Here is a 26,821-nt window from a genome sequence, read left to right as displayed (position 1 = left end):
CTTTTGGAACATATTTAAAAATTATAAAGAAAAATTAGTTTTACAAAACATACAAAATGTTAAACTCATAAAAACCCATTGATATCATACACATATGCTGATTTCAATGGGTTTTTAATTGGATATGTATTGACGTATTTAACAAATTATAAAAAGATGTAAACTTACTTTTACTTTTTACATATGAACTATCATGTATATAGGTATACCTGTTTAAACGCTTAAGAAAAATACATTTCTTATTAATTAGTGAAATACTCGAAAATAAGGTAAATTATACTATTTGTTTGGTACCAGATGTGATTTGGTATAATTGTATTTAAACAAATTATTGCTAATAGGTAGAGGAAGGAATATAGAGAGTGAAAATAAGATTTCAGGCTAAAAAATTCGTACTATCAATTCTAACGGTAGTCCTAGTGGTCATTACTTATTTTGTGATTCAATCAATTGCATCACCCGCAAGAGGGATAACAAACCAAGAGAACTCAATTTAGTTTGTAAGCGAGCAGCCTAACGTAGAGATAAACAAATCAGTACCTAACCAATTTAACGGTCAAATACGGAAAATTGCATATCTTACATTTGATGATGGACCAGGAAAGTATACAGCTGAGCTTTTAGATATACTAAAACAACAGGATGTAAAAGTAACTTTTTTCTTAACTGGTAAGAATGTAAAGGCCTATCCTGATTTAGTAAAACGAGAAAAAACAGAAGGTCATTATGTGGGTATGCACAGCATGACTCATGATTTCAAAAAATTATATATAAATGGCAACTATGTTAATGAGATGACAACAAACCAAAATTTAATAGCGAACATTATTAGAGAAAAACCACAATTAACCCGACCTCCTTATGGTTCTATGCCTGGATTAAATGAAGAACTTCGTAATAAGGTAGTAGATAGTAGATTTAAAGTATGGGATTGGACAATTGACTCCCTAGATTGGAAGTATAATAACGTACCTATAGGGTCTGCTTCCATGAATATTGCTCAAAATGTACTTACTAATGCAACGAAGTCCCAAGAAGTTATATTAATGCATGATATTCACCCTCAAGCAGTTGCAGCCGTACCAGCCATCATAAAAGGGTTAAAAGAAAAAGGGTATGAATTTGAGGCATATCATGAAAGCAATCACTTCCCTTTAAATTTCTGGCAGGATCCACGTATTTGAGCTTTAAGAAGATGTATAAAGTCACACCTCTATTTATAAAAAAAGATATAGCCCCTTGTAGAACAACAAGGGGCTATTCAATGTTTTTGCTTATCCTTTAGTTTAAAGCCACACTAGCTATTTATTATTAAACTATATATTTAATAAAGTACTTCCATAAAATTCTTTTTTATGCTATATAATATTTCTAAAGCGCTTAGAAAGGGAGAGGTTTATATAAAAATCATACAAGATTTTACAGAACCCTATTTTAAAACTGTTGGAGAACAAAGTAAGGCATATCGAGTAATTGGTTGCAAAGATGGTAAAGAAAAGCATTTCCCTATTACATTTAAAACATTAAAAAGGGCACGTATATTTAATTACAAGTATGCTTGTGAAAATCCTGAGTGGCTGAATAGAAATGGTGACATAAGTGAGTATAATGTTAAGATTGGGAGACCTGAATATAAAAATATTTGGCACGATAATGTTATAAAGAGTGTATATCAAAAGTATACTGATTTTGATAGTTGGAAACTCAATCATTAAAGCAGTAACCAATCGTTCAAATAATCTACAAATAAAATATAAAGAATAATAAGTAAATAAGCTATAAAAAGGAGATTCAATAGCATGAACATTGCATTTTTTCTTACTCCTAAAAGTGAATTGGTTTATATAAATATAAATTCAACAATGCGTCAGGCTTTAGAAAAGTTGGAACATCACCGATATACAGCTATCCCCTTAGTCAATACTGAGGGAGAATATGCAGGTACACTTACTGAAGGAGATTTATTATGGACACTCAAAAATACGGCATCTTTAAGCTTTAACAACACTCATCAAGTTGTTCTGAGTGAAGTTTCTTTACACCGTACAAATGAACCAGTTTCCATCAATGCGGAAATTGAAGACCTTTTATCAAGAGCTATGGAACAAAATTTTGTTCCTGTGGTAGATGACGATGGGATTTTTATAGGTATTGTTAAAAGAAGAGATGTTATTCAATATTGCGCACAAGGCTTATTATTTAAGAATGATTCTGTATAAACATATGAACTTTAAATTATGTCAAATCTTCAATTTAAAATTCACATAAAAAGAATATACATTGGCTTAACCAATCATGCGATTATAGTATTTTGGACTATCAAAAAATATAAGAATATCATTATTCTATACGAAACTAAAATACCCCTGAATTTATACATAAGTCAGGGGTTAATAAAAATATTAATCTTTTATAGAGATAATCTTACTCTTCATCACTATCTCCAAAGAAATCACCTAGAAATGATTCTTCCTCATTCACTCCTAGTTCTTGGGTTGCTTCTTCTACCATTTCATCTACACCTAATCCATCCATTAGTTCATTCAATAGCATGCCACCTAATATGCCGACAGCTAGACCACCAATCATACCCGCAATTGGACTGCCTCCGTTACTACCCTGATGAGCATGATTATAGTTTTGTTGTGTTTGATATGAGAATGGTTGTGCATAAGCATGCGGATCATTTACCATTTCATTTATATAATCTTTTAAAATATTAGCTATTTGTCTACTTTCTTTCAATACATCTTGTTCAATGAAAAACTCACGTCTTGCTCCCATTTCCCCATGTCTGGTTCTGCAATCTACTTCCATCCAAATGCGAATCCCTGACTCTTCATAAGCAAAACGAATCTCTATTTCATCAACTTCGTTTACAAATAATTCCCTTGGGAAAAAGGAAAACTCTTGGCCCCATGTATCTAATTTACCCGATGTAGATTTTTCTTGGAACCCTAATCGATTCAATGCAAAAAAAACATTTTGTACTTCTTCCGGTGCTTCAATAACAAGACGATCAAAGTCTTTTCGATCTACGCCACCTTCAATGTCTAAGTGCGTATCGAAATAGTAAGAAACGCCCCCTCTAGATACAGGAAGATCTCTTGGGATATCATAAGAAAATGAGATTACCTTGGACTCCTCTGGAAGAATGTTATAGGATCCGTTCAATGGAATAGTTGCTACCTTACGTGTGACAGATCCTTGTTTTGTGACAACACTCATCATGAAGTCCGCTGTAAGGCTATTCATTTTTTGTTCAACTTGACCGCCTTCAATCCAAGCTTCTCCATGCAGTGTTTCTCCAGCAGAATAAGATGGATTTTTAAAACGCAAATCTACTGTTGCTGCACCTTTACCGAATTTAGCCAAAATCTTTTTAAACATTTTGTCTCTCCCTTTTTTCTTATAATGTATTTATTTTATTCATTAGAGAATACAAACGGTAACTACTCTGTTACTGTTTGCTTACTTTCCTCTTCTTGTTCATGCTCTTTTGCTTTTTGAATCTCTATTCGTTTAATATGATGTGAGTCTTTCGAAATAATTTTAAATTCATATCCTTCGGATTCAACAGACTGTCCTTCTTGTATATGATAATTCTGCATCATGACCCAACCACCAATGGTGTCTACATCTTTATCATCTAAATGTAAATCTAGTAAGTCATTTAATTCGCTTATTAATACTTTTCCATCTACAATCTTATGAGTTTCACTGACATGTTGGATCGGAGCATGTTCATCTTCATCATATTCATCTCGAATTTCCCCAACAATTTCTTCAAGAATATCCTCAATTGTAACAATACCTGCAGTTCCACCATATTCATCATATAATACAGCTAATGGAATACGTTTCTTCTGCATTTCTAACATTAAATCATGAATTGGAATTGTCTCAATTACTTGAATAACTGGACGTGTATACGGACGAATCGTATCAAATGGTTCTGTACTCTTGTTTATATAACGAATAAAGAAGTCTTTTACATTCACCATACCGATAATCTCGTCTTTATCTTCTCCAAATACAGGATAACGCGTATATTTTTCACTTTGTATTGTATTAATATGTTCCTCTAGAGAATTATCTACGTGTAAACCAATAATTTCTGTGCGGGGTACCATAATTTCTTTTGCAATACGATTATCAAATTCAAAAATGTTATTCACATATTTATACTCTGCTTGATTAATTTCTCCACGCTCATAACTTTCTGAAAGAATGAGACGCAACTCTTCTTCTGAGTGAGCTACTTCATGTTCAGATGCTGGCTTTAAACCAAATAATCCAGTTAACATCCTTGCTGATCCATTCAATAATCGAATGAATGGATACATAATTTTATAGAACCAAATAAGTGGGGTAGAGAGTAATAATGTCGCTTTTTCAGCTTTTTGAATCGCGAATGTTTTTGGTGCCAATTCACCTACTACAACATGTAGATAGGTCATTAAAGTAAATGCAATTGCTAGAGATAAAATGCCTGCAAGAGAAGAATTGATATCCCATCTTTCAAATAAAGGATGTAACAATCTCTCAATCGTTGGTTCACCTAACCAACCTAATCCCATCGCCGTGACTGTAATCCCTAATTGACACGCTGACAAGTATTCATCTAAATTTGATGTTACTTTTTTAGCTGCTAAGGCACCTTTTTTACCTTCTAATACAAATTGATCAACTTTTGAACTTCTAATTTTTACAATCGCAAATTCGGCTGCTACGAAAAAGCCTGTAAAACCAATTAAAACTGCTACCATCACTAAATTCAATATTTCCAACTAATACCCTTAGTTTCTTAGAAACTAAAGGATCCACCTCCTATAAAAACATTCTTATTTATATACTTTTAGTTTTCTTCATTTCCTTGGAAGAAAATCATTACATATTTTACTAATTCCAGAACTGAAATTAATGTAGCGGCTACATATGTTAATGCAGCGGCTCCTAGTACTTTATTCACACCTTTTGTATCTTGATCAGAAATCATTCCTTCTGCAAGCATTAATTGTTTTGCACGAGCACTCGCATTAAATTCTACTGGCAACGTAATTAATTGAAATGCCACCGCTGCGGAGAAGAAAATAATACCAATCCCTATTAATGAGAAGGCCTGAAATAAGAAGCCACCCAGTAATAAAAATGGTGCAATGCCGGATGCAATATTTGCAACAGGAAACATTTTATGCCGAAGGCTTAAGAAGCCATACGATTGATCATGCTGAATGGCATGCCCTACTTCATGTGCCGCAACTGATACAGAGGCAATGGAGTTTCCATAGTATACATCCTCTGATAATCGTACCACACGAACCGTAGGGTCATAATGATCTGAAAGTCTTCCTGGAACAACTTCAATCGGCACATGATACAGTCCATTATTATCTAAAATTTTTCGTGCTACCTCAGCACCACTGAGTCCTGAAGAAGCATTTACTTCAGACCACTTATTAAAATTTCCTTTTACTTTAAATTGTGCCCATATGGATAAGCCAAATGCAATTAAAATCAGAAAATCCATCGGGTGAAAGAACATCGCTTCATTTCTCCTTTAACTTAAAAATAAAACAAGCGTTTGAATCAGTGTCGTTGCTTGACCGGATAGTCCCTTCATATAAAGTTTCTTTTGCTCTTCTGTCAGATTATCCAGTAAAGGCTTCAAATGCATTAGTTCATGTTCTAATTGTTGAAGATGTCCCGACACATCATTCACTTGTCCTGCAAGTTTATGGTTTAATACTGTTTGATTTTGTTGATTATCTAATACTTTTCTAATCTCACTGAGTTGCATATTTAATTGTTTGCATTTTTCAATGAATTTCAAACGATCCACTGCTGATTCATCGTAGTAACGATAATTTTTATTGGAACGTTTTGCTTCTAATAAGCCTAAATTCGTATAATAATCAATGGTTCTTTTCGAAACCTGAGCCAGCTCTGCCACCTCTCCGATTCGATATCGGTTCCCAATGATCCGTCACCCCTTCACTTAAATTAGCTAAATAATAGCATACAGAAAACCGTACAGTCAAACGTTATAGTTTTTATTTTTCAAAAAATTTAATTCTGTTCAAAAAGTTGACACATCCTCTCTTTTTACACTTAAAATAAAAACGAGGTAGTATCCACTACCTCGTTTGAGATTAAACTTCCATATTCAATTACTTAGTGTACCAAACGATGTAATATGCTTTGAATAAGTCTCGTCTGCATTACATAATAATGTACGAAGAATGCTATTATTCCACCTAACATAATTCCTGCTAGCACATCAAACGGAAAGTGTACACCAATCCAAATTCTTGATACAGCAACCCCACTAGCTGCAATAATGCACAAGAATCCAAACTGTTTTCGATAGAACCAAATGGTAACAGCAATTACCAGAGCACACGCTGTATGATCACTAGGGAATGAACTATTAGCTGTGTATTCTAACAGTTGATTTACATCGTAAGAAATAAAGGGACGATCTCGATAAAAAAAGAACTGAATACTTTTACTGATTACGACAGTTAAACCAGATGCTAACAAGGCTTGAAAAACAATTTTTTTGTTTTTAGAACCCAAAAATAAAAAGAAACCTAAAATTAAAACAAAGGCAAGCGGAGAATACTTTGATAATCCAACCATAACATGATCGAGTAATACATATTTGTTAGCATTTTGATTAATGTAGTCAAATAAAACATAATCGAGTGAAGAAAATCTATGAACCATCTTTACCTCCAAAAAAGCTAAAATGAATATATCCAATATAATTGAAAAAGAAAGAATGAACAAATAAAAATTTATTTTGAATTTATATCAATTTTTAGAGAATAAATTATTACATGCTATACTCTTTTTTCTTAGTATAGGGCCTTCGAACTAGCTGAAAATGGACAGGTAATACAGAACGCATATGTGACTTTATGTTAAGTATGTGATAATGATTACATGAAAAAATAAACTTAAAAATTCTTGAAATAGGAGATAACACATGGAGCAAATCGCTTTACATTTTGTGAATTACTTAAAACAATTTTCCTATTTGGGTGTGATTGTTGCTTTAAGTATAGAATGCATTCCTTCTGAAGTTGTTCTACCACTTGTTGGCTATTGGGTATATCAAGGAGATATGAACTTTTGGATTGCTACATTAGCAGGAGCTATTGGAGGAACATTAGGTCCATTAACTATTTATTTGCTAGGTTATTATGGTGGTAGACCATTGTTACTTAAATATGGAAAATACTTTTTTATTAAAGAGGAACATATCCGAAAATCTGACTTGTTTTTTGAAAAACACGGCCCCATTGTTGCCTTTTTTGGACGTTTTGTACCAGGTGTACGTACTCTGATTTCACTTCCATGTGGAGTGGCTAAGATGAATATATGGAAGTTTTCAATTTATACATTCTTAGCAATGTTCCCACTAACAGCATTGTATATTTATATTGGTATGAAATTAGGCGAACACTGGAATAAAGCTGGAGTTATTATGGAAGAGCATACAATTCCTATTTTAGGTGTGGTCTGCGTTATGATCTCTACAATTATTATTTATCGTTTAACGAAAAGAAAATCCAAAATTGTATAGAACTTTGAAGAGATAATAGTGTTAAGAGATTAAAGGCAGGCATTTTAAATTTATAAAAGCTCAATAATAAATAAAACCCTGCATTTTAAATGTATGAAAGAAAAGGAACCTGCGGCGTATTAATAATGACCCACGTGTTCCTTTTCTTCTACAATCCTACACTTAATAAATTCACTTGTTTTTCCTGAGTAAAGAGAGTTCATTAAGAGCTCCTCATATCTTTCTCCAAAATATAAAGTACCTGAATGGATGCTTTATTACTCTTTCACAAATAATGATTTCTAAAAGGAGGATGTTATGGAATCTCTAAAATATCTACTGATTATTTTCGTTTTAATTATATTTATATCAATTTGGATCTATTCATAACTATAAAGTCCCATTGCTCTAAAAATTCAAGTGGCTACTCTTAGCAATTAAGTTTTTATTTACGGCATATAAAGTTTTATTGTTCACTTATTTACCGAATGCTGTTTCATACAGATGTACATTAGTCATTATTTATAAAGTAACAAAAAGCAATTGGTAGCATGAAAGAAATACATGTGTAAAATCTTGAAAACTTGCCATTGCTATTACTCCTTTGAAACAAATATATAATTACATAACATGTACATTTATTCAGTACTCTCTTCAAGCAAAACATATTTAGTCTTAAAAACATAATGTTTTTAAGACTAAATATGTTTATCGATTAGATTGAACCTTCTTTTGACACTAAAAATAAAAAGTACTTCATTAAACAGAAGTACTTACAAGGTTTCTGAAAGTGAACATACTAAGTAAAAGACTTTTTTACATTTTCAACCGTTATATTTGTGCAGGTTTTCCTTTGTTAACAGATCGTTGTTTCCTCATGAACACAAGTAACATGATTTCAGTTATTATCGAACGATACATATGAAATGAAGCTGTTAATTCACACCTAGATGCAAACCCTTTCCCTTGAAACACAGGCGTAATTTCAAGCTCTGCTATATCAATAATATGCATATATTCTCCAATGCTATTGAGTTATGCCATTACCTTATTTTCAATCAAGCCCTGAGCTTCTGCTTTTTCACTTTTTTGTTCAGTCTTTTTCTTCGTTTTTTCTATTCTCTCTAACAGGGATCACGTCACATCGCCATCAACTTAAAAAATTGATTTTCCCCAAAAACGAAAAAAACGAGTCGAATTCTCATAAATAACTGTAAAAGGTAAATTTCTCGTAATGGAGATGTCTCAAAACCTTAGCTTGATGGGCATGTGACGTGAACCCTTATATCCTTTTTTAATTGAGATGGGAAAAGGCACACAAATGTTATATATTAAAGTGAAATGATGAATTGAAGAATACTATTAATCTGTTAAACTTTTGGAGGGACTATGAGTACATTTTGGACTATTCAATCTGTAGAAAAGTGGAATGAAGTTAAAAGTATCGGCTGCCTTACTGGTACATCTGATCATGTTTGGCCCGAATTTATAGAGCCATATAAATGGATGGTGCAACAAATGAATTTAAGAGTTAAAAACTATACTCAAGAAGGTTACCCTATATGGCTATGGGCTAATAGACCTGACTTAAGAAGATGTGGGCATTTAGGTAAAGGAGAGCGAGGTGTTTTACTAAAAATTGAAATTGATGATGAGAGAGTTCTTTTATCGGACTTTGAAGCATGGCATTTTGTATTGAATGGCGTTTACTGCAACATTGAAGCAGAAGACGATAATAACCTTGATTTATCACCCGAGTCGATACAGAAAAGTTGGGAAAAAATTTTCGATTTAGATTATTTATATAATCATCCTGAATGGAATAATTGTATTATCCAAGGAGTAACTAGTAAAGTTTTTCTACATGAAATTACCCTTGCAAAAGAATTTACATCCCGATAAATAAATAACAGGTGACATAAAATCACCTGTTATTTATTTTTATCAGACTATAGAATTTTCTACTGATTTCTTAATACTATTATAAGTTCCCTTGGCTAATTCCTTATGCAAAGGAACAGTAAAAGTATTACCGTTAGGACCCTTCATAGTCACATGACTACCTTTTTGTCTTACTTCTTCAAACCCTACTTTTTTAAGCATCTTGATAAGATCTTTACCACTAATAGTTTTTGGCCATTTAAGTTGAGATAGGACCGCTTTCTTTACTTGTTCTTTCCCGTATTCCTTTATTGCTTTTTGAATAGCCTTTTTAGCTACTAATCCTAGAATTATAGGTACAAGTGGAGCGGCAGAAGCTTCTAATTTTGTTGAATCCAACAAATATTCTTCACCCGTTTTTGTATCTGTTAAAGTTGCAATAAATACTTCATCTTTAATTGCATGAAGTTTCATATCATATTCATAATTAGAAATTTGACCATTCTCATCTGTGATTGCACCTAAAACTGTAATTTCGTGATTCTCTTTATTCAAATCTACTTCGGCATTAATTTTGAGGTTTTCTTCTTCTACACTTGTTTCAAGCGTAAGCATTTGCTCGTTTTCTTCTTTAATATTAACTAATACACTTTCAGAAACTTGCATATTATACTGTTTTTCTATTTCTTTTTCAGCAGTACCTAAGTCAATTTCTGTTGGATTTGCTTTATCTGCCTGTACAGTAATATCCTTTGGGAAAATCATAAATGTCATAGTCAATGCTAATAATAAGCTTAAAAATTTCTTCAATAAATACACCTCATTCTTTTTTTATTAATACCCCATAACCGTAACTACTATCAAAGCCGTCAACACCTAGATCTTTTGAAAGATTAATTAATAATTCTTTCACTCGAAAGGAGTTTATATCTTTTCCTTTAGAATTTAATTCGGACGCTAATAATTCAGCTATGTAATTTGAGGCATAAGCCGCAGCGAAAGAAGTGCCACTAAATTCGGAATATCCTCCATTCTTATCAGTAGATAGAATTTTTTCTCCAGGTGCAACAAAATCAATTTTCCCTTTTGCCGCTGAAATAGGCCTTTTGAAATTCTTGTCGACCGAGGAAATAGAAATTACATCTTTATACTTTGCTGGATAATCCACGCCAAACCCAAATGTGTTACCAGAAGCAGCTACAACAATAATCCCAGAATCAATGGCTTTATTAATCGCTTTCTCTAATTCTGGATAATGTACTTGGACACCAAAACTTATATTCATAATGTCTACATCTTGTTTAATACACCATTCAATCCCCTTAATGAACTCTTTTATTTCACCTTTTCCCGTTTCACTTAGAACTTTAACATCATATAGTTCTACATTTTTTGATGATTCTGATGGATTGCTGGTATTTTGATTGATAATTATACCAGCAATTGCAGTGCCATGTCCGAATACATCTTTATTAGAGTCCTTAGAATTAATCGCATTGAATTGTTTTACTATTTTCCCAGCTAACGCAGGATGATCTTCCTTAATACCACTATCTACTATAGCCACCTTGATTTTTTTATTATTAGTAGAATTTTCTTTTGTTTGAACATTATATAGAAAAGAAAAAATAATACAGATAAGAAAAATCATCAAGTAAGCATATAGCTTTTTCATTCGCACCTCCTCCTTATATCTTACACTCTATCAAACGCCATATTACAGCATTTGAATTAAGTCACATCCACTATATAACGAACATTAATTTTAATCAATTCTGAATAGAAAGAAAAACCTTAAAATTACCTTAAAAATTACAAAGATTACCTCAAAGACGATTGATATTGTTTATTCAGAGGCAGTCAACGTATAACATTATCTGCTTTAATATTAATTTGGGGTTACACATTAAAAACATCATTATTATGTTAGTGAAGTAAGTACTCTACACCAAAATTATAGGCACCTATAAAACTTGTAAAACATATGTTAATTAAAATCTTTTCTAACAAAGGAGGTGTAGAATGTGCCAGCAATTGTGGGGAATCTTGTTGTACAAAATAGCAACGGTTCTTTTAACTTAGGAGACTTTTATAATGTATCTCCTAAAGAAAATACAAAAGGATATAACGGATGTGGTTCTTCAAATGTTGGTTTTGTTGTGAATACATTTAGTGGTGTTAGTGCAACAAATACATTTGATGGAGATTTAGCGGATCAGAATCAAGTTGGAACGGCATAGAGTTATAAAAATATCATGGTGCACATAATTCTTGTTTATTTTGGATAACGATTGAAATAAAAAGAAATATACTACGGAATATTCTATAGTATATTTCTTTTTCTATATGTATTTAAATTTTTATTTGGTGAACAACTTAATTTTCTTTTTGAGTATTTTTCTTCCATTCAGATTCTGAATTTTCCTTACATTACCAGAATAATGTGTCTTAAATATATTATACTGCTCTTGAGACATCTCTATTGATGTTTCAAATACATACCATTCTACATTTTCAATACATCCACTTGTGGTTAATGAACCTAGATAGTGATAGTATACGGTCTCATGTGGTAGTAATTGTTTAATATCAATATCTATTGTAGTTGTTACTACGTTTTTTTTATTTATATTATCCAGTATTGTTTGGATCGCAGAGTTTTCACGTCCAATTTTGAAAAAAACACTTAACACAGCTATTCTGCCTACTTGACTTGTGTGTACTAAATGAAGCTCCATTTTATAACAATGACCTTCTATAACATGTTCACTTTCATGTTGCTCTTCCTCTTTGTTCCCTACATGAAAATGAAATTCTTTTAATTGAAAATTTCTTCCGTTAATGATAGCAAAACCACTTTCATCATTATGAACTTTAATTGTATCCCCTTCGTCTTCTATGGAGATGAATGTACGATCATAATTAAGTATTATTTCACCTCGATCTTGCATTTCTACAGCAAGATCAGGTTGAATTTTAATAGGTGATTGAAAATCCCCGTAATCAATTATAGAACAATCATCCGATTTTAATGGTTTAGATTTCATAACTAACACTTTTCCCTTCATTTGTGTCTTCTTTTATAGATTGGCTAATTATATGATAATAAATACATTTCCCCAAAATTATATAAACTCTTTCCTTATTGTTTTTTCATATAACAGCAATCAAAACAAGAAAGAGGCAATTAGCTGAATAAAATAGATAAGCTTATCACGATTTAGAATCCTGTCCATTATTCCTATCTCACGAAGGTTATGAGATAATAAAATTAAAATTCTAACAAAAGTAAAAGAACATAGTTTTATGAAAAATAGCAAGGGGAGGCATTCTTATGTATGTGAGAGTACGAGAACTTCTTACAGCAGAAGAACGAAAGCGTTATATGCAAATCCCCTCTGATATTAGCGAATGGACATTAAGTACATACTTTACCTTCAGTCAGCATGATAAACAAATCATTAATCGCCATCGGAGGGATTATAATCGACTGGGTTTTGCTATGCAATTAAGTGTTTTACGATATTTAGGTTGGACTTTATCAGATATTGAGCACATTCCTAACGAAGTTTTAGAATTTGTAGCGAGACAAATTGGTGCAAGTACAGAAGACTGGGGGCTATATGCCCAGCGGGAAGCTACAAGGTATGAACATGTAGAAGAAATTCGAAAGGAATATAGTTTGCGTAATTTTACAACTACAGATTATCGAAGATTATCTAAATTTCTTCAATCTCATGCATTAAATAATGGGAATACTACATATCTCATTGAGACAGCATTGCAAGAATTACGCACTTGGCAAGTTATACTTCCTTCAATGGCAGTCATAGAAAGAGCAATATGGGAAACACGTAAAAGAGCTGAAGAAATTATATTTAAAACGCTAACATCTTCTTTATCTCTTTTACAAAAAGAAAAAATAAGCAGTCTACTTCACTTTATGCCTAATTCTTCAAAAACTTATTTAGCTTGGTTAAAAGAAATACCTGGCCAATTTTCACCAGAATCCTTTTTAAAGGTAATTGAGCGTTTAGAGTATATAAAAGGCTTACAGTTAAATATTGATACAAAAGGTATACATCCTAATCGTTTACGACAATTATCTCGGATGGGAGCACGCTATGAAGCTTATTCATTTCGAAGGTTTAAACATATAAAAAAGTATGCCATATTGGTAGCTTATTTACTTGATTTAACACAAGATTTAATTGATCAGGCTTTTGAAATTCATGATAAACAAATGATGAACCTTCAACTAAAAGGTAGAAAACAGCAAAAAGAATTACACCAAAGAAATGGCAAATCACTAAATGAAAAAATCCTTCATTATGCAGATTTAGGAATGGCTTTAATAAAAGCAAAAGAAGAGAATGTAGACCCTTTTATCGTATTAGAAACCATTATGCCTTGGGATAAATTTGTAGCATCTGTAGAGGAAGCAAAGCAACTACCACGGCCAATGAACTATGATTATCTTGATTTGTTAGAGAGTCGATATAATTACTTACGTAAATATACTCCCACATTACTTAGATCACTAGAATTTCAATCTACTAATTATGCCAGATACGTATTAGAAGCTTTAGAGACGATACATGAATTAAACGAATCGGGAAAACGAAAAATACCCAATGGTGCACCATTGAACTTTGTTACAAATAGATGGAAGAAGTATCTACATGATGAAGATGGAAACATTAATCGGCACTTTTATGAATTAGCCGCATTTACAGAACTGCGGAATTATGTGCGTTCTGGGGATATTTCTATTGTAGGAAGTCGACAACATAAAGATTTCGATGAATATTTAATACCTATTAACGAGTGGAACTACAGTAAAGAAAACGGAGTTCGCCTAGCTGTTTCTACTCATGCTGATGAGTATGTAGAGGAGCGAACAAAAACTCTACTAGAACGAATCGCAACATTTTCTAAAAATGTTCATTCCTTAGAAGGAGTAGATATTAACAGTGGAACCCTGCATCTTCAGCGTCTAGACAAGGATACCCCACAAACAGCAAAACAATTAAGTAGCAAACTGTATCATATGTTTCCTAGAATTAAACTCACAGACTTACTAATAGAGGTAGCTCATTGGACTGGATTTGAACAACAATTTATTCATGCATCTACAAACAAACCACCTAAAGGAGAAGAAATTATCATTTCTCTTGCTTCACTTATGGCTATGGGAACGAATATTGGACTTACAAAAATGGCAGAAGCTACACCTGGTATCTCCTATCATCAATTAGCTAATGCAAGTCAATGGAGGATGTATGATGATGCATTAAATCGAGCACAAGCGATATTGGTTAATTTTCAAAAAAACTTCCTCTAGCTTCTTATTGGGGAGACGGTACCACTTCATCATCAGACGGAATGCGAGTACAAATTGGAGTTTCATCATTACACGCCAGTTCTAACCCACACTATGGAACTGGAAAAGGGGCAACTATATATCGATTTGTAAGTGATCAATTTTCTTCTTTTTATACAAAAGTGATTAATACAAACGCAAGGGATGCTGTACACGTAATTGATGGATTGCTTCATCACGAAATCAGATTTAATGATTGAAGAGCATTATACAGATACAGCAGGCTATACAGATCAAGTATTTGGTCTAACGCATCTATTAGGATTTCGGTTTGCACCACGATTAAGAGATATATCAAGTTCTAAATTCTATACAATTGGTTCTCCTAAGGAGTTTTTGAACATAGAAGGACTTATCCGAGGGCAAGTAAATATGAAATTAATTTATGAAAATTATGATGATGTTTTACGTATCGCTCATTCCATTCGAGAGGGAAAAGTATCAGGCTCACTTATTATGGGGAAATTAGGTTCCTATACCCGGCAAAATAAAGTAGCTAAGGCTTTGAGAGAAATGGGAAGAATCGAAAAAACTATTTTTATCCTGGACTACCTTTCGAACAAAAATCTACGAAGAAAAGTTCAACGAGGTTTAAATAAAGGTGAGGCAATGAACTCCTTAGCAAGAGCAATCTTTTTTGGAAAACATGGAGAGTTCCGTGAACGTGCTCTTCAAGATCAATTACAACGAGAAAGTGCTTTAAGCATTCTTATTAATGCCATCATCATTTGGAATACTGTATATCTTAGCCAGGCTGTAGAAGTGTTAAGGAATACAGAGGGGATAGATGAAAATTTATTAAAACATGTTTCACCTTTAGGATGGGAACACATTAATTTTTTAGGAGAATATCGATTTAATTCGAGGAATACAACAACATTAGAAACTCTCCGTCCTTTACAACAATCCTAAATATAAGAGCCGAATTTTTCTTAGAGTAAGAAATTCGGCTCATTTTATGTCGAAATTTGCTTAGCGTATATTTTCGTTAAAATGTGGGCTGTACCCCTTTTTAGGAATACATTCTTTTTGTTCGATGGTGATGTGGTGTTATTGCAATATAAAACACTGCACAAAAGAAGATTAAAATGTATTTAAATATCTTGTTCATATTGGTACCGTCCTAAAAGGAACTAATTTGGATTTTAATATTGTTTGTAAAAAGGGTGCGTTTATACAAGAGAAAGGTAGCTAGCAAAAGTAAACTAAAATCTTTACATGAATGAAAGAAGCCCCGTTTATCAACGGGCTTCTAAGGGTAAATGTCAAGTAATGACGTACTAGACTAATTAACCATATCATGAATTTTTTGGTAGAAATACTGGTTAATTCATCCAAATAGGTAATGGAATGATTTGAAATTAAAAATATAAACCTTTGCCCACTGGCTGAACAGTTTCGAGCACAGTATCAACCATTTCTTCATTAATTAGGGTTCTTATAATCCAAGCTGAGAGGTCTTGTGCAGCAAAGCAACCTGCAGCAGTCGATATATTGCCTTCTTTTACGAAACTTTGTTCAATAACGTCTACATCAAATTCTTTAAGTTGTTTTACTACAGATGGATATGTAGTTGCTTTTTTGCCAGTTAATAATTTATTAGCTCCTAGTAGTAGTGAACCAGAACACATAGAGCCTATTAATTGTTTTTGAGGATCTACATGAATGTTATTAAGATATTGTTGATTTTTATATAAATTTTGTACATCCTTACCACTTGCAAATATTACAGCGTCAGCAGAAGGGATATCGGATATGCTTCCTGTCATGGGTATACGTAAACCAGACATAGATACATGAGTTTTTTCTGTTCCTAATAGTTGGACCTCCCAATCAGAAACACCACCAACTAGACGTACACGATTTAATAAATCCCATGGTAAAAAACATCTATATCAGTGAAATTATCGAAACAAACTATTGAAATTTTCATTTTCTAACCTCTTATATTTAAAATATTTAAAATATAACACTTTCAAGTATGGTTAGTGATGTTTAAATTTTTTCACTAACTATAGTAGGTAGGAAAAAGTGTATTGGATTGTAGAGAAACATGACAAAAAATTCATTTTGTATTAAGTTGGAACATAAAAAAGCACTAAGTAAAGCGCTCTCGTGACGAGACAAATTTTATAACGACTATTTTATAAAGAAAGGAACTCGGGATATTAATATATGCGTCAGTTAATTGAGTATCTTGTACAAATAAAGAGCAGCTAGCAAAAGCTAACTGCTCATATAAGGAAATCGGAGAAAGATAACCATGTGTCTACATCATTGACAGAATATTTATTTTTATTCATAAAGAACTACGATTAACTTAATGCATAGCCCACAATCAAATATACATGTTGTCTTTTTTCTAATCCTCTCACCTAACAAAAAAGCATTTTTAAATTATTAAATAATTAACAGTACCTTTTAAAAGATTTTTTGTTTCATTTCATTAGAAACAAATCCGATTACATCACTAGAATATGTGTTATAATATCTATTGAACATATGAATAGGATAACAGCTACCTGCTGTTGGCAAGTAGCAATTTATCTAATGAAAAGATCACTTGTTTCCAAGACAAGTGATCTTTTTATATACATTACCTATACTATTTTTGAAATCCATTAGATATTTTAGTTTCCTTATTTATATTGTGTACTCATTTCCCCACTCCTTTGATTTAAATACTATATCCCGTTTTCAGCAGCATCGAGTTATAGTATCGACTCGATATATAATAAATATTGTTTAATCTAAAAGCCACTGTTATATTCACCTTTTATAAATCCTTCTTCACTAGAGTCAAATGAATATCGTTTTTCATATCCAACTTCATATTCTTCCATGTAATTTCGTTCTTAATGTGTAAAAGTGTAAACGTTGACATTTACACTTTTACACAAGTTCACAAAAATAATACAACAATAAATTTAAATATTTTAATATTTTAATATAATTAAATAGACTTCGTTATTTACAAACAGGAGGGATTTTATTGGAAGACTTTGATGATGAACTACACCAAATTGATATGGATAAAAAAGAAGCAATACTAGTTATAAGGGCTTACAAAAGGTATTTAGCAGAATCAGATGAAGATAGGGAATATGGAACAGAAGTGATTGAACGTATTAGTAATAGTGATACTACTCGTGGGGATGCTGATTTTATTATAAGATGCACGGAAGTTATTGCTAATCTTATCGATAAAGTCGTCGAGGAGAAAGTAGCAAATAAAAGCTAACCTACTACGATAGGGCAACCCTCCTCAAAAAACACCTGGCATATAGAATACGGATTATCTCTAAATGAGCTTGTTGTATTACGAATGAAACATTTGCATTTTTAAAACAATACATTATCTATTCCTGAACTAGTGCGCCCAAGATATCACAGCGATAATTGACTCTTTGTTTTTTGCCACTTTAGGTTCGGAACCTATCTTTGGAGTTATGATGAAGATGTACCAAGATTTCTAACGGAAATCTCTATTCAAAAAAATGATTAGTTTGGAGATAAAGCGGACAAATTTGAGGAAAGGGATCTCTGCATAACATTTTCTAAATACTTTTGTTTTAAAGATGATTCAGAAGCAATGCACAGCTGAACATATTGTGAAGCAATTAGGATTTAAAACTCACATATAATTTTTTAGTCGAAAAGGAATAAAAAAACTAGTTTGTTAGACAAACTACTTTTTCTTTTTACACTTTTTTCTTTTTGGTAAGTCAGGAAACTTCTTCATTGTGTCAACAGCATGCATGAGCGTGAAATATGGATGTTTTAAAATCATTTTCGGTCCGCTCTTTTTCATAACTTCCTTAACTAAACCTTTCATATCTGGTTTATAACAATGAATTTTGCAATTTTGACATGCTGGTTTCTTTTCTTGAAATGGACATTTGGATAAACGAAAATAAGCATAATCTTTTAATTTTTGACATTCTTCACATAGAGTATTTTGTTGATGTTCGTTTTTACAATACATATCAATCATAATGCTAATTGTTTTCTCTTCACGTTCAATTCGATTCATAAATTGGCGCCTCCTGTTTCAAAGTCTCTCTGCTTTGATTGTAAAACTTTTTTAGAGAGTGTACTTGAATTTTTAATGACAGTTTTTCTAATGTTTATCTCTTTCCTAAGACTTAAATATGGTTCCTTCTTTTTCTTGTGAGCTTCGGTTACCTCAACGACTTGAACAGCAAGAGTTCACTTGATTTTTCCACGTTATTAATTGATTCTATTGGAAGGTGAGGAGTATTTGAAGTTTACTGCTATATCAAATAATTCAGCCTTAGAGCACGCAATCAGCGTTTTGTTTTAGGGCCACTATACAATTTTTAAATTAATGAATATGTGGTGGTACCGCTTTTTATAAAATTGGCTTTTTAGCGGAATAAATGTTAAGTTAACTTTACATTTTGTTAATTATGGTATACATTGAAGGTAAGAGGTGGTGAACTTGACTATTTTTAACAAAGTAAAGGAAATTAGAGCTCGTTTTAATTTCACACAAAGTGTATTAGCTGAAAAAGTTGGAGTGACGAGGCAAACGATCGCAGCAATTGAAAAAGGGGATTACGTCCCTTCATTATTACTAGCATTGTCAATTTGTGATGTGTTTGATTTGAAGATGGAAGAAGTGTTTGTATTAAACAAGGAGGAAGAAGAGGATGAATAGATTGATGATTTCTTATGTAATTAATGTACTTATTATGGCATTAGCATGTTGGGTATTCATTGAACTTTATTACGGCATTATAGAACTTGCCAATATTATTGAAGCTAAGAAAGTAGCCTTTGAAGTATCATTAAATATTACACCAGTCTTATTCTTATTAGTTATAGGTATTGTAATAACAATTTTTTATAAAATACAGAGGAAGAAATATAACGCCCTTTCATATCTGATGTATCCACTATTGTTTCCCCTAGAAGACGAACGTGAAAAGTTAATTACTGAAAGAGCTTGTCGTACAGCATTTGTTTCACTATGGTATGTGTTAATCATCGCAATTGGATTTTTAGTGCTTTCTCCTATTTTTAATATGTATATTCCAGGATATCCCTTATACATTGTATTTAGTGTTTTCTTTATTCAAATGACAGTTTTTTATTTATCTTTATACCGAAATAAAATAATGTAAAGTGAGACCCTCTCGTAAAAGCAAGAGGGTTCCTTTATATGCATGATTTATAGTGATTCCCTTAACAATTTTCTATTTTCTAACATATCATTTAATAGAATCTGTCCCATCATCATTGCAAAGTTATCCCTGGTTTTTGTATAGTGGTCATTAAGTTTTAATAGATAGTCTTTCCTGGGGACATAGGTGATTACAAATCCACGGTTTACTTCTTTAGGCAAAGGAATATATATATATTTAACATCCTGGTTTGTATTGTTGGGATTTTTAAATAATAAATCATTTAGATTACTAAAAAATTCTTTTCCATTAGAGATAGGTTGAATTTTTTTAGCTATGTGAACACCATTATTATTTTTATTTGAATCTATTCCCCATATAATTACACCACCAGAAGCATGAGAAAAAAACGATATAGCTTTTTCGTAATTCTTTTTATCATCTATTGAAAGGGTACTAGTTGTACAATTTTTTTGCATTGAAATGTAAGGAATATATTCTCTTCTTGTTGTGTAATGATCATTTTTTGAATGTATGAAAATCCTTCTTGTTGAAGCTTTATAAAAATCTTCTTCGCATTCGCCAAATTAAACATTCTCCTTTTCTGCTTTGTAGCAAAATATTTAAAAGAGTAAATCAAAACAAGTAAACTTTGTATAGGAAATATATTTTTTAAAATTCTAATGCTTTTGATTTATTTTTTATTGTATTAATAGCCTGGCATTGTTGGGAGAGCTGGGCACATTCATGAAAAGCAAAATGTTTACATCCTACACATTTCGCTTTATTCAAATGTCTTAAAGCACAGTTAATTGCTTCTCCTGTATGATAAAAAAAGTTCTCTTTTCCAATCTCAGCATATAATCCATTTTTAATTAGAGTTGTTTTCAACTCTGATTGAGCCCCTGAAATGAGAAGTACGCCACCTTGGTTTTTAAAATGTTGGACAATATTCCTAAAGTAGGCTTCGCCTGTTGTGTCAATAAAAGGAACCTTGCCCATACGTAAGATTAGAATTTTGGGTCTATAATGAATTGTCGCTAAAATGTTTTGTTCGAATGTTTGCGCAGCTCCAAAAAATAATGGACCTTCTATTGTGTAAATACTAATTTGAGGGCAATCATGAGCATTATTTACCACATGTGGTAATAATTTTTCATTCTTTGTTGTATGATCAGGAAGCACTTTTGACATCACAAGCATATTACTCATACGTTTTGTAAACAAAATAATAGCTAAAATAAGACCGATTTCCACAGCCGTTGTCAAACTTGTAAATACAGTAAGGGAAAATGTTACTAGTAATACAAGAGAATCTCCGGTCTTCATTTTAAGTATATGAACAAAATGCTGTTGCTCACTCATATTCCACGCTACAACCATTAAAATAGGAGCCATACTAGCAAGTGGGATGTGCGAGGCGTATGGAGCTAGCAGTAGAAGCGTAAATAACACAAATACTCCGTGAATCACACCGGACATGGGTGAAACAGCGCCACTTTTAATATTCGTTGCTGTTCGAGCAATTGCTCCAGTCGCCGGAATTCCTCCAAATAATGGGGTAACAATATTAGCAATTCCTTGACCAATAAGTTCTTTATTACTGTTATGTTTACTATTTGTCATCCCATCTGCAACGACAGCAGATAAAAGGGATTCAATACCGCCCAACATAGCAATAACAAACGCAGGGCCAATTAAATGTTGGATACGTTCTACTGTAATCTCAGGTATATTGAATTGCGGTAGTGCATTTGGAATCGTACCATATGCTGTACCAATAGTAGGCACATGACCTGAGAAAAATATAGTTGCAATTACAGTTGAAATCACAATACCTACTAATGAACCGGGTAGTTTTGGCAAAATTTTGGGTGTTATGAGTATAATGAAAAAGCAAATCAGAGCAGTCACTACACTATAAAAATTAGTGGTACCGATATGAGTACTGATTTCTTTCAAGTTTGCTATAAAAGCCTCATGTTTTTTTATGCCTGTTAAACCTAAAAAACTAGCAATTTGCCCAGTGAATATAATAACAGCAATACCTGACGTAAAACCAATTGTTACAGGACGTGGGATGAACTTAATCAGCGAACCTAATTTGAAAATTCCCATAAGGCATAAGATAATTCCAGCAAGTAAACCAGCAAGTAGTAAATCTTCATACCCATAAGTAATGACAATTCCTAAAAGTATGGGAACAAAAGCACCTGTAGGCCCTCCAATTTGATACCTTGAACCACCAAATAGAGAAATAAGTATTCCTGCAATACATGTTGTATATATTCCATACTCTGGTTTTACACCAGAAGCTATAGCAAAAGACATAGCAAGAGGAATCGCAACAACTCCAACAATCAGTCCTGAAAGAAGATCTTTTTGAAAATGCCCTAATGAATATCCTTTAAACCTTCCCGTAAATAAACCTCTCATTACAAACCCTTCTTTTCTATTTTTAATAAACCCGGATTACAAATATGTTTCGCATTCGCTTATACAGGAGAATTTAATTTTTATAAAAGAGAACGACATCCTAATACTTACTATAAGTTTTGCTTAAATGGCGTTCTAATTTCCCTATATCTCCACCTTGTTGTACATGGAATTGTAATTTTTCCGCTAGAAGTTCTCCAGCCCGACTATCTAGCTTTTTCGTATCAATAAACGATGTGACTTTTACTTTATCTGGGGTAATATCTCTACGAAACATCTGTCCTGGAATATCAGCCCAAAAACTATTCCATTCTTCTAATAATCCTATTTGATCAAACAAAAAGTTCTGAATGCCGCATAACCATGCTGTACAAGCTGTATTCCTTTTTTGACATCCAATACCATCTTGTAAATGTTGACATGAAAAGCAACAAGAATATCCACTTTTAATGCAAACATTACAAACGTGATGAGCTCCTATAGAGTGAAATATCTCAATTCCATGTTGGATGATATCTTCTCTTTTAGCCTCATTGCTCAATTTATTCCTCCTTTACCATTTCGCTTTCTGCTTCATCTAGCTCTTCTAACATAGAAATTGTATCAATTAAATGATTGTTAAAAATTTTCCGCGCAACCACCAATAAATTCATAATCATAGGATCTCGAAGGGAGTATAATACTCGTTTTCCATCTTTAGTGCCAACAACAATATTTTTCGCGCGTAATACACTTAATTGTTGAGAAACTGCAGAACCTTCTTTTTTAAGAATGCTTTGAATTTCATTTACACTTTTTTCACCTTCTGATAGAAGTTCCAAAATACCTATTCGTAAAGGATGCGATAAAGCTTTAAAGAAATCTGCTTTAAATTGTTGCATTTCGGTTCCCATTAAAACACCTCAAGTATTTATTTACATTTAACATTTCAGAAGTATCCTATACATCTTCAAATGTTTGAATATGTATAGGATACTTCTAAAGCCAAGAATTATCAATACAAATTTAGAAACTTAAAAATAGGTAAATAAATGGTTTTTGGTTGAAATTACGATTCTTTCTTTCGTACACAAAAATCCTATGTGTCCTAGACTATATTTCTAGATAAACCTTATACCTACAGGTTCAGAGGCTATTGAATAAGGGAGAAATAATGAATTTACATGAATAGACTCAAATAACATAAAAGCATTAAAGGAAAGAGGATTTACGGATTTATAAGAACGGAATATTTATGCAAGTAAAGGTGAGCTGTGAAAAAATGTAACAATCTAGTTATAGTATGACGAATAAAGAAAAGAACCCGTTAGTAAAAAACGGATTCTTTTCACTAGGTGTGCAAGAAATTCAAGGTGACTAGAATAAAATCACTTGTATTTTTTTAGGGCACGCACAAGTTTGAAAAAAATATTTATTTGAACGTAAAAAGGGTTTATTCAAGATAAAGAAGCTTTTTGAAAAAGTAGGTGGACACCTAAAGGGAATTATTGAAAGACAAATTAATTTTGGTGGGTTACTTGAAGATTCGAGGGCAATTGTTATGCTACACATTGATAAATAGTAGGTTACTTATAAATTTTCTGAATTAGTAATTTTAGAAATTAAAGAAGATGTATAGACTTCATATCCCTAATTCAGATTCACTATATTTGATAGATTACCTGTATTTGTAAAAGAAATATTAAATACAAAGAGGTATTAAAACTACAAAAATATAATATATAAATTTAAAGATAATTTTTAAGATAAATAAATCCATTAAAAGGTGATAATTTAGTATGTTTACAAAAAATTAGTAGAAATTAATAGTAATGTTTTGTTTATTGATGTGTATAAGTGGGATTAATGTTAAGAATATTCAATATTAATAATATCAATTTACTATAGTTTACAATTATGTAAAACTATAACCAGGTTGGATTTTCTTTAAAACATATCACTAATAAAGATTTAAAGAAGTTTTTGTTTCATTTTCTATCAAGAAAAAAGCCAATTTTTATATTCATTGGCTTCTTTTAAATCCATACTCTTTTTCATTTATAATTTTACCACATCATCAACATTTGTATAGAAAAATAATTTAAAAATTCAGACTAAAATACCCGTTGTTATGAATGGAATTGTAGGATTGTTTGGAGTTGGGTTCAGAAATGGATAGACTTGTTCAAATGGGATGAATCAAATCTATTAGAATTAGAAAGCGCTGTCATTAGTGGTGTAATATTGGCAACTATTATACCGCAGAGATTGGAATTATGAATAATAGAGAAATGAGAATTTGTATTTTAGATTTGCAAGATCATCATACTAGTAGTGTACATAAATATTGTATTGATGATTGAAAAATTGGAAAAGCAGCATGTCAAATAGGAACGGAATTGATTTTTGATGAAAAGGCCGCTAAAAGAAAAATAAAATTGAAGTGGGATTACATTTGCTAGCAAGCGCTGGTGTTAAGAAGGAATGGATATTTATAAGAAATGTACATCAATTTGAATGTCAAATAAGTAGTTTACGTAAACAGCAAAATCAATGTGGCTTGTAAATAATTAATTAAAAGTTGTAATAGAAGTGATAAGGATAGAAGTATTAATGGCCTTATTATAAGTATTATCTGAGAAACTAGCAAGAATTGTAGATAACGTAGTAGGATGCGAGAATTTATCAAATAAAATGAGGTGAATGAAACATGAAAGTAATTACGAAAAAAGCACAAATGATACCCTTAGAGGGGGAGGAGTGTTGTAATCTTCAAGCGGACGCAGAACAGTATAATGCGGAGAAGTGTAATATAGAAAGAGAGTATATCAAGCTAGAAAAAAAATCAGTTAAAAATCGAACGACAGAAGAAAAATGGGATGAAAGATGCAAACAAGCAGTTCAATTATTTAATCAAGGGACCGAATATCCAGACATTGCGAAAATAGTAGGGTGCAAAGTGAGTAGTTTGTATAGAGAGCTCAAGAAACGTGGAGTATTAGAAATGCCAAAGCAAGCGGCACCCTCTAAAACATTAAGGTCACCCATAATACCAGCAAAAACAAAAAAATCTAAGTTTGAACGATATAAAGAGTATTATATGTATAAGTAGAAGGATTAAAGGTTATATAGTTATTTATCTGAATAATAACTGCATCTTAGATTCTCTATTTTTGATTTTTCATAAAGTACACTTTTAGACGTTACATTTAAAATTCTTATCAACTCAGTTTTGGGGAATTAGCAAAGATATCAAAATATCAAAAACATACATTTGAATAAATATTAAGGAATTTTTGAGCACTTGCTCCTTAATTGTCGCTAATATGGTTAGTGCTACACACTCTTATGAAATGTATTAATCAAGCTGTACACCATATATAATTAATAGTCTTAATATATAGGTAAATATATATGATTTCTGCAAATGGAGGAGATATATATAATGTTAACTGAATTAAAAAAAAAGTTTTTCTCAAAATTAAAAATTCCCCCAAGAGAAAATGTGAAATTTGAAGATTTACATAGAATTCTTTTGCAGATGGGGCACTTATTACCTTATGAAAACATAGACATCATGGAAGGAAATACGAAAGAATTTTCTAGAGAAAATATTGAAGAAAAGCTGCTTTTAAAGAATCGTGGCGGATTATGCTATGAAATTAATTCTTTATTATATTATTTTTTGTGTGATTGTGGATTTAATGTGTATCGAATAGCTGGAACTCTATATGATCCAAAAACAAGAAAGTGGAACCCTGATGATGGCCATGCACTTATCGTTTTACAACACAAATATGAAAACTATATTATAGACGCCGGTTTTGCATCCTATCTCCCTTTACATCCTGTTCCTTTTCACGGTGACAGCGTGACTTCTGTAACGGGTGAATATCGTGTTCGTAAACAAAATACGGAGAAAGGAACCCATGTATTAGAAATGAAAAAAGGAAAAAATGGAGAAACTTCACATTTTTTTGATTCGGATCTTAGTGATACCTGGTCTATCAGTTATGCTTTTTATTTAAATGCAATTAATGAAAAGAAAGTGAATGCTATACAAAACATGGTTATAGAGCATCCAGAATCACCAGTAAATAAGGCGAATATTATTTGCAAATTAATTGAACACGGGCATATTGCACTTACTAAGCAAAGTTTTACAGAAACCCGGCATGGAAAGAAAATTAAAAAAGAAATAACAGAGAAACAATAGCATCAAATACTTAAAAATGAATTCAATATTTTTTAGACAAGTAAGATGTAGAAAGTAAACTATAAGATTTTCAACGCATTACGCCCTCATTTGTAGAAAAATGGGGGTTTTTAATTAATAAGTGCTTAAAAAGTTCTGAAATATTTTTATTTTTATGAATTTTTCTATTGTTAATAGGATAAATTCAGCGATATATAACTTAAATTTAT

22 protein-coding genes and 6 pseudogenes are annotated in these 26,821 nt (G+C 31.9%); 13 read left to right on the top strand and 15 right to left on the bottom strand.

The window, feature by feature from the left end; all coding sequences use genetic code 11:
- Window positions 1-362: 362 nt before the first annotated feature.
- The 3 genes and pseudogenes from ILT06_RS29175 (at window position 363) to ILT06_RS29165 (ending at window position 2,219) form a co-directional block, all read left to right on the top strand.
- Window positions 363-1,184: pseudogene (locus tag ILT06_RS29175) on the top strand (peptidoglycan-N-acetylglucosamine deacetylase).
- A 171-nt stretch (window positions 1,185-1,355) separates the two neighbouring features.
- A complete protein-coding gene (locus ILT06_RS29170; RefSeq protein WP_240369283.1) occupies window positions 1,356-1,715 on the top strand; it encodes a hypothetical protein in 360 nt (119 codons plus the stop codon).
- A gap of 84 nt (window positions 1,716-1,799) precedes the next feature.
- Entirely contained in the window at window positions 1,800-2,219 is a 420-nt protein-coding gene (locus ILT06_RS29165; RefSeq protein ID WP_222655776.1) for a CBS domain-containing protein, read from the top strand.
- Between the two features lie 205 nt (window positions 2,220-2,424).
- Here ILT06_RS29165 and ILT06_RS29160 read toward each other — a convergent pair whose 3' ends face one another.
- The 5 genes from ILT06_RS29160 to ILT06_RS29140 form a co-directional block, all read right to left on the bottom strand.
- Window positions 2,425-3,390, bottom strand: a complete 966-nt coding sequence (locus ILT06_RS29160) for a sporulation protein (protein WP_222655775.1) — start codon at window positions 3,388-3,390, stop codon at window positions 2,425-2,427.
- A gap of 62 nt (window positions 3,391-3,452) precedes the next feature.
- Window positions 3,453-4,790, bottom strand: coding sequence for a hemolysin family protein (locus ILT06_RS29155; RefSeq protein ID WP_222655774.1), 1,338 nt, complete (start codon window positions 4,788-4,790; stop codon window positions 3,453-3,455).
- 68 nt (window positions 4,791-4,858) lie between these two features.
- The gene (locus ILT06_RS29150) at window positions 4,859-5,545 is read right to left on the bottom strand and encodes a zinc metallopeptidase (protein ID WP_222655773.1); all 687 of its coding nucleotides are present in this window, start codon (window positions 5,543-5,545) and stop codon (window positions 4,859-4,861) included.
- A 15-nt stretch (window positions 5,546-5,560) separates the two neighbouring features.
- Window positions 5,561-5,980: a MerR family transcriptional regulator gene (locus tag ILT06_RS29145; RefSeq protein ID WP_222655777.1), complete on the bottom strand. Its 420-nt coding sequence runs from the start codon at window positions 5,978-5,980 to the stop codon at window positions 5,561-5,563.
- A 194-nt stretch (window positions 5,981-6,174) separates the two neighbouring features.
- On the bottom strand, window positions 6,175-6,729 hold the full coding sequence (locus ILT06_RS29140; protein ID WP_222655772.1) for a phosphatase PAP2 family protein: 555 nt from the start codon (window positions 6,727-6,729) through the stop codon (window positions 6,175-6,177).
- A gap of 262 nt (window positions 6,730-6,991) precedes the next feature.
- On the opposite strand from ILT06_RS29140, the gene ILT06_RS29135 reads away from it, so the two are divergent.
- Window positions 6,992-7,591: a DedA family protein gene (locus tag ILT06_RS29135; protein ID WP_222655771.1), complete on the top strand. Its 600-nt coding sequence runs from the start codon at window positions 6,992-6,994 to the stop codon at window positions 7,589-7,591.
- An 810-nt stretch (window positions 7,592-8,401) separates the two neighbouring features.
- Here ILT06_RS29135 and ILT06_RS29130 read toward each other — a convergent pair.
- Window positions 8,402-8,701, bottom strand: a pseudogene (locus ILT06_RS29130) (hypothetical protein).
- A 258-nt stretch (window positions 8,702-8,959) separates the two neighbouring features.
- On the opposite strand from ILT06_RS29130, the gene ILT06_RS29125 reads away from it, so the two are divergent.
- Window positions 8,960-9,472: a DUF3841 domain-containing protein gene (locus tag ILT06_RS29125; RefSeq protein ID WP_222655770.1), complete on the top strand. Its 513-nt coding sequence runs from the start codon at window positions 8,960-8,962 to the stop codon at window positions 9,470-9,472.
- Between the two features lie 42 nt (window positions 9,473-9,514).
- Here the strand turns inward: ILT06_RS29125 and ILT06_RS29120 are convergent, their stop codons facing one another.
- Both ILT06_RS29120 and ILT06_RS29115 read right to left on the bottom strand, forming a co-directional pair.
- The gene (locus tag ILT06_RS29120; protein ID WP_222655769.1) at window positions 9,515-10,261 is read right to left on the bottom strand and encodes an SAR2788 family putative toxin; all 747 of its coding nucleotides are present in this window, start codon (window positions 10,259-10,261) and stop codon (window positions 9,515-9,517) included.
- Between the two features lie 10 nt (window positions 10,262-10,271).
- Window positions 10,272-11,126, bottom strand: a complete 855-nt coding sequence (locus tag ILT06_RS29115; protein ID WP_222655768.1) for a S8 family peptidase — start codon at window positions 11,124-11,126, stop codon at window positions 10,272-10,274.
- A gap of 349 nt (window positions 11,127-11,475) precedes the next feature.
- Here ILT06_RS29115 and ILT06_RS29110 point away from each other — a divergent pair, with 349 nt between their 5' ends.
- Window positions 11,476-11,691, top strand: a complete 216-nt coding sequence (locus ILT06_RS29110) for a spore germination protein (RefSeq protein ID WP_098631614.1) — start codon at window positions 11,476-11,478, stop codon at window positions 11,689-11,691.
- 120 nt (window positions 11,692-11,811) lie between these two features.
- On the opposite strand, the gene ILT06_RS29105 is transcribed toward ILT06_RS29110, so the two are convergent.
- The gene (locus ILT06_RS29105) at window positions 11,812-12,519 is read right to left on the bottom strand and encodes a carbonic anhydrase family protein (RefSeq protein WP_222655767.1); all 708 of its coding nucleotides are present in this window, start codon (window positions 12,517-12,519) and stop codon (window positions 11,812-11,814) included.
- A 266-nt stretch (window positions 12,520-12,785) separates the two neighbouring features.
- Here ILT06_RS29105 and ILT06_RS29100 point away from each other — a divergent pair.
- Window positions 12,786-15,746: pseudogene (locus ILT06_RS29100) on the top strand (Tn3 family transposase).
- A gap of 449 nt (window positions 15,747-16,195) precedes the next feature.
- Here ILT06_RS29100 and ILT06_RS29095 read toward each other — a convergent pair.
- Window positions 16,196-16,767 (bottom strand): annotated as a pseudogene (locus ILT06_RS29095) (DJ-1/PfpI family protein).
- Window positions 16,768-17,826: 1,059 nt separating this feature from the next.
- Here ILT06_RS29095 and ILT06_RS29090 point away from each other — a divergent pair.
- A complete protein-coding gene (locus tag ILT06_RS29090; protein ID WP_222655766.1) occupies window positions 17,827-18,075 on the top strand; it encodes a hypothetical protein in 249 nt (82 codons plus the stop codon).
- 42 nt (window positions 18,076-18,117) lie between these two features.
- A pseudogene (locus ILT06_RS32745) lies at window positions 18,118-18,478 on the top strand (integrase); the annotation flags it as partial.
- Window positions 18,479-18,522: 44 nt separating this feature from the next.
- Here the strand turns inward: ILT06_RS32745 and ILT06_RS29085 are convergent.
- Window positions 18,523-18,867, bottom strand: coding sequence for a nitrous oxide-stimulated promoter family protein (locus ILT06_RS29085; protein ID WP_222655765.1), 345 nt, complete (start codon window positions 18,865-18,867; stop codon window positions 18,523-18,525).
- A 429-nt stretch (window positions 18,868-19,296) separates the two neighbouring features.
- Between ILT06_RS29085 and ILT06_RS29080 the strand changes: the two genes are divergently transcribed.
- Window positions 19,297-19,515 carry a helix-turn-helix transcriptional regulator gene (locus ILT06_RS29080; protein WP_000151822.1) on the top strand — a complete coding sequence of 73 codons (219 nt, stop codon included), beginning with the start codon at window positions 19,297-19,299 and terminating at the stop codon, window positions 19,513-19,515.
- A complete protein-coding gene (locus ILT06_RS29075; RefSeq protein WP_001080996.1) occupies window positions 19,508-19,981 on the top strand; it encodes a DUF2178 domain-containing protein in 474 nt (157 codons plus the stop codon). The genes ILT06_RS29080 and ILT06_RS29075 overlap by 8 nt, the downstream gene beginning before the upstream one ends.
- Window positions 19,982-20,028: 47 nt before the next feature.
- Here the strand turns inward: ILT06_RS29075 and ILT06_RS29070 are convergent.
- From ILT06_RS29070 to ILT06_RS29055, 4 genes and pseudogenes are all read right to left on the bottom strand, one after another.
- Window positions 20,029-20,567, bottom strand: a pseudogene (locus ILT06_RS29070) (hypothetical protein).
- Window positions 20,568-20,653: 86 nt separating this feature from the next.
- On the bottom strand, window positions 20,654-22,417 hold the full coding sequence (locus ILT06_RS29065) for a SulP family inorganic anion transporter (RefSeq protein ID WP_222655764.1): 1,764 nt from the start codon (window positions 22,415-22,417) through the stop codon (window positions 20,654-20,656).
- 100 nt (window positions 22,418-22,517) lie between these two features.
- Window positions 22,518-22,958 carry a hypothetical protein gene (locus tag ILT06_RS29060; RefSeq protein WP_000064032.1) on the bottom strand — a complete coding sequence of 147 codons (441 nt, stop codon included), beginning with the start codon at window positions 22,956-22,958 and terminating at the stop codon, window positions 22,518-22,520.
- A gap of 1 nt (window position 22,959) precedes the next feature.
- On the bottom strand, window positions 22,960-23,310 hold the full coding sequence (locus ILT06_RS29055) for an ArsR/SmtB family transcription factor (protein WP_097982020.1): 351 nt from the start codon (window positions 23,308-23,310) through the stop codon (window positions 22,960-22,962).
- Window positions 23,311-25,106: 1,796 nt separating this feature from the next.
- On the opposite strand from ILT06_RS29055, the gene ILT06_RS29050 reads away from it, so the two are divergent.
- Window positions 25,107-25,508 (top strand): hypothetical protein, encoded by a 402-nt coding sequence (locus tag ILT06_RS29050; protein WP_088069018.1) that lies wholly within the window; start codon window positions 25,107-25,109, stop codon window positions 25,506-25,508.
- Between the two features lie 333 nt (window positions 25,509-25,841).
- Window positions 25,842-26,612, top strand: a complete 771-nt coding sequence (locus tag ILT06_RS29045) for an arylamine N-acetyltransferase family protein (protein WP_222655763.1) — start codon at window positions 25,842-25,844, stop codon at window positions 26,610-26,612.
- The last annotated feature ends 209 nt before the right edge of the window (window positions 26,613-26,821 follow it).

It is taken from the genome of Bacillus sp. 17RED48 (assembly GCF_019837545.1).
GTDB lineage: Bacteria > Bacillota > Bacilli > Bacillales > Bacillaceae_G > Bacillus_A > Bacillus_A wiedmannii.
This window is presented reverse-complemented; position numbering and strand designations above follow the sequence as displayed.

Excerpts from the sequence above, each read along its gene's own strand:
- ILT06_RS29170 (WP_240369283.1), top strand. The coding sequence starts at position 1,356 with ATGCTATATAATATTTCTAAAGCGCTTAGAAAGGGAGAGGTTTATATA.
- ILT06_RS29165 (WP_222655776.1), top strand. The coding sequence starts at position 1,800 with ATGAACATTGCATTTTTTCTTACTCCTAAAAGTGAATTGGTTTATATA.
- ILT06_RS29160 (WP_222655775.1), bottom strand. The coding sequence starts at position 3,390 with ATGTTTAAAAAGATTTTGGCTAAATTCGGTAAAGGTGCAGCAACAGTA.
- ILT06_RS29150 (WP_222655773.1), bottom strand. The coding sequence starts at position 5,545 with ATGTTCTTTCACCCGATGGATTTTCTGATTTTAATTGCATTTGGCTTA.
- ILT06_RS29140 (WP_222655772.1), bottom strand. The coding sequence starts at position 6,729 with ATGGTTCATAGATTTTCTTCACTCGATTATGTTTTATTTGACTACATT.
- ILT06_RS29135 (WP_222655771.1), top strand. The coding sequence starts at position 6,992 with ATGGAGCAAATCGCTTTACATTTTGTGAATTACTTAAAACAATTTTCC.
- ILT06_RS29125 (WP_222655770.1), top strand. The coding sequence starts at position 8,960 with ATGAGTACATTTTGGACTATTCAATCTGTAGAAAAGTGGAATGAAGTT.
- ILT06_RS29115 (WP_222655768.1), bottom strand. The coding sequence starts at position 11,126 with ATGAAAAAGCTATATGCTTACTTGATGATTTTTCTTATCTGTATTATT.
- ILT06_RS29105 (WP_222655767.1), bottom strand. The coding sequence starts at position 12,519 with ATGAAGGGAAAAGTGTTAGTTATGAAATCTAAACCATTAAAATCGGAT.
- ILT06_RS29085 (WP_222655765.1), bottom strand. The coding sequence starts at position 18,867 with ATGAATCGAATTGAACGTGAAGAGAAAACAATTAGCATTATGATTGAT.
- ILT06_RS29075 (WP_001080996.1), top strand. The coding sequence starts at position 19,508 with ATGAATAGATTGATGATTTCTTATGTAATTAATGTACTTATTATGGCA.
- ILT06_RS29065 (WP_222655764.1), bottom strand. The coding sequence starts at position 22,417 with ATGAGAGGTTTATTTACGGGAAGGTTTAAAGGATATTCATTAGGGCAT.
- ILT06_RS29055 (WP_097982020.1), bottom strand. The coding sequence starts at position 23,310 with ATGGGAACCGAAATGCAACAATTTAAAGCAGATTTCTTTAAAGCTTTA.
- ILT06_RS29050 (WP_088069018.1), top strand. The coding sequence starts at position 25,107 with ATGAAAGTAATTACGAAAAAAGCACAAATGATACCCTTAGAGGGGGAG.
- ILT06_RS29045 (WP_222655763.1), top strand. The coding sequence starts at position 25,842 with ATGTTAACTGAATTAAAAAAAAAGTTTTTCTCAAAATTAAAAATTCCC.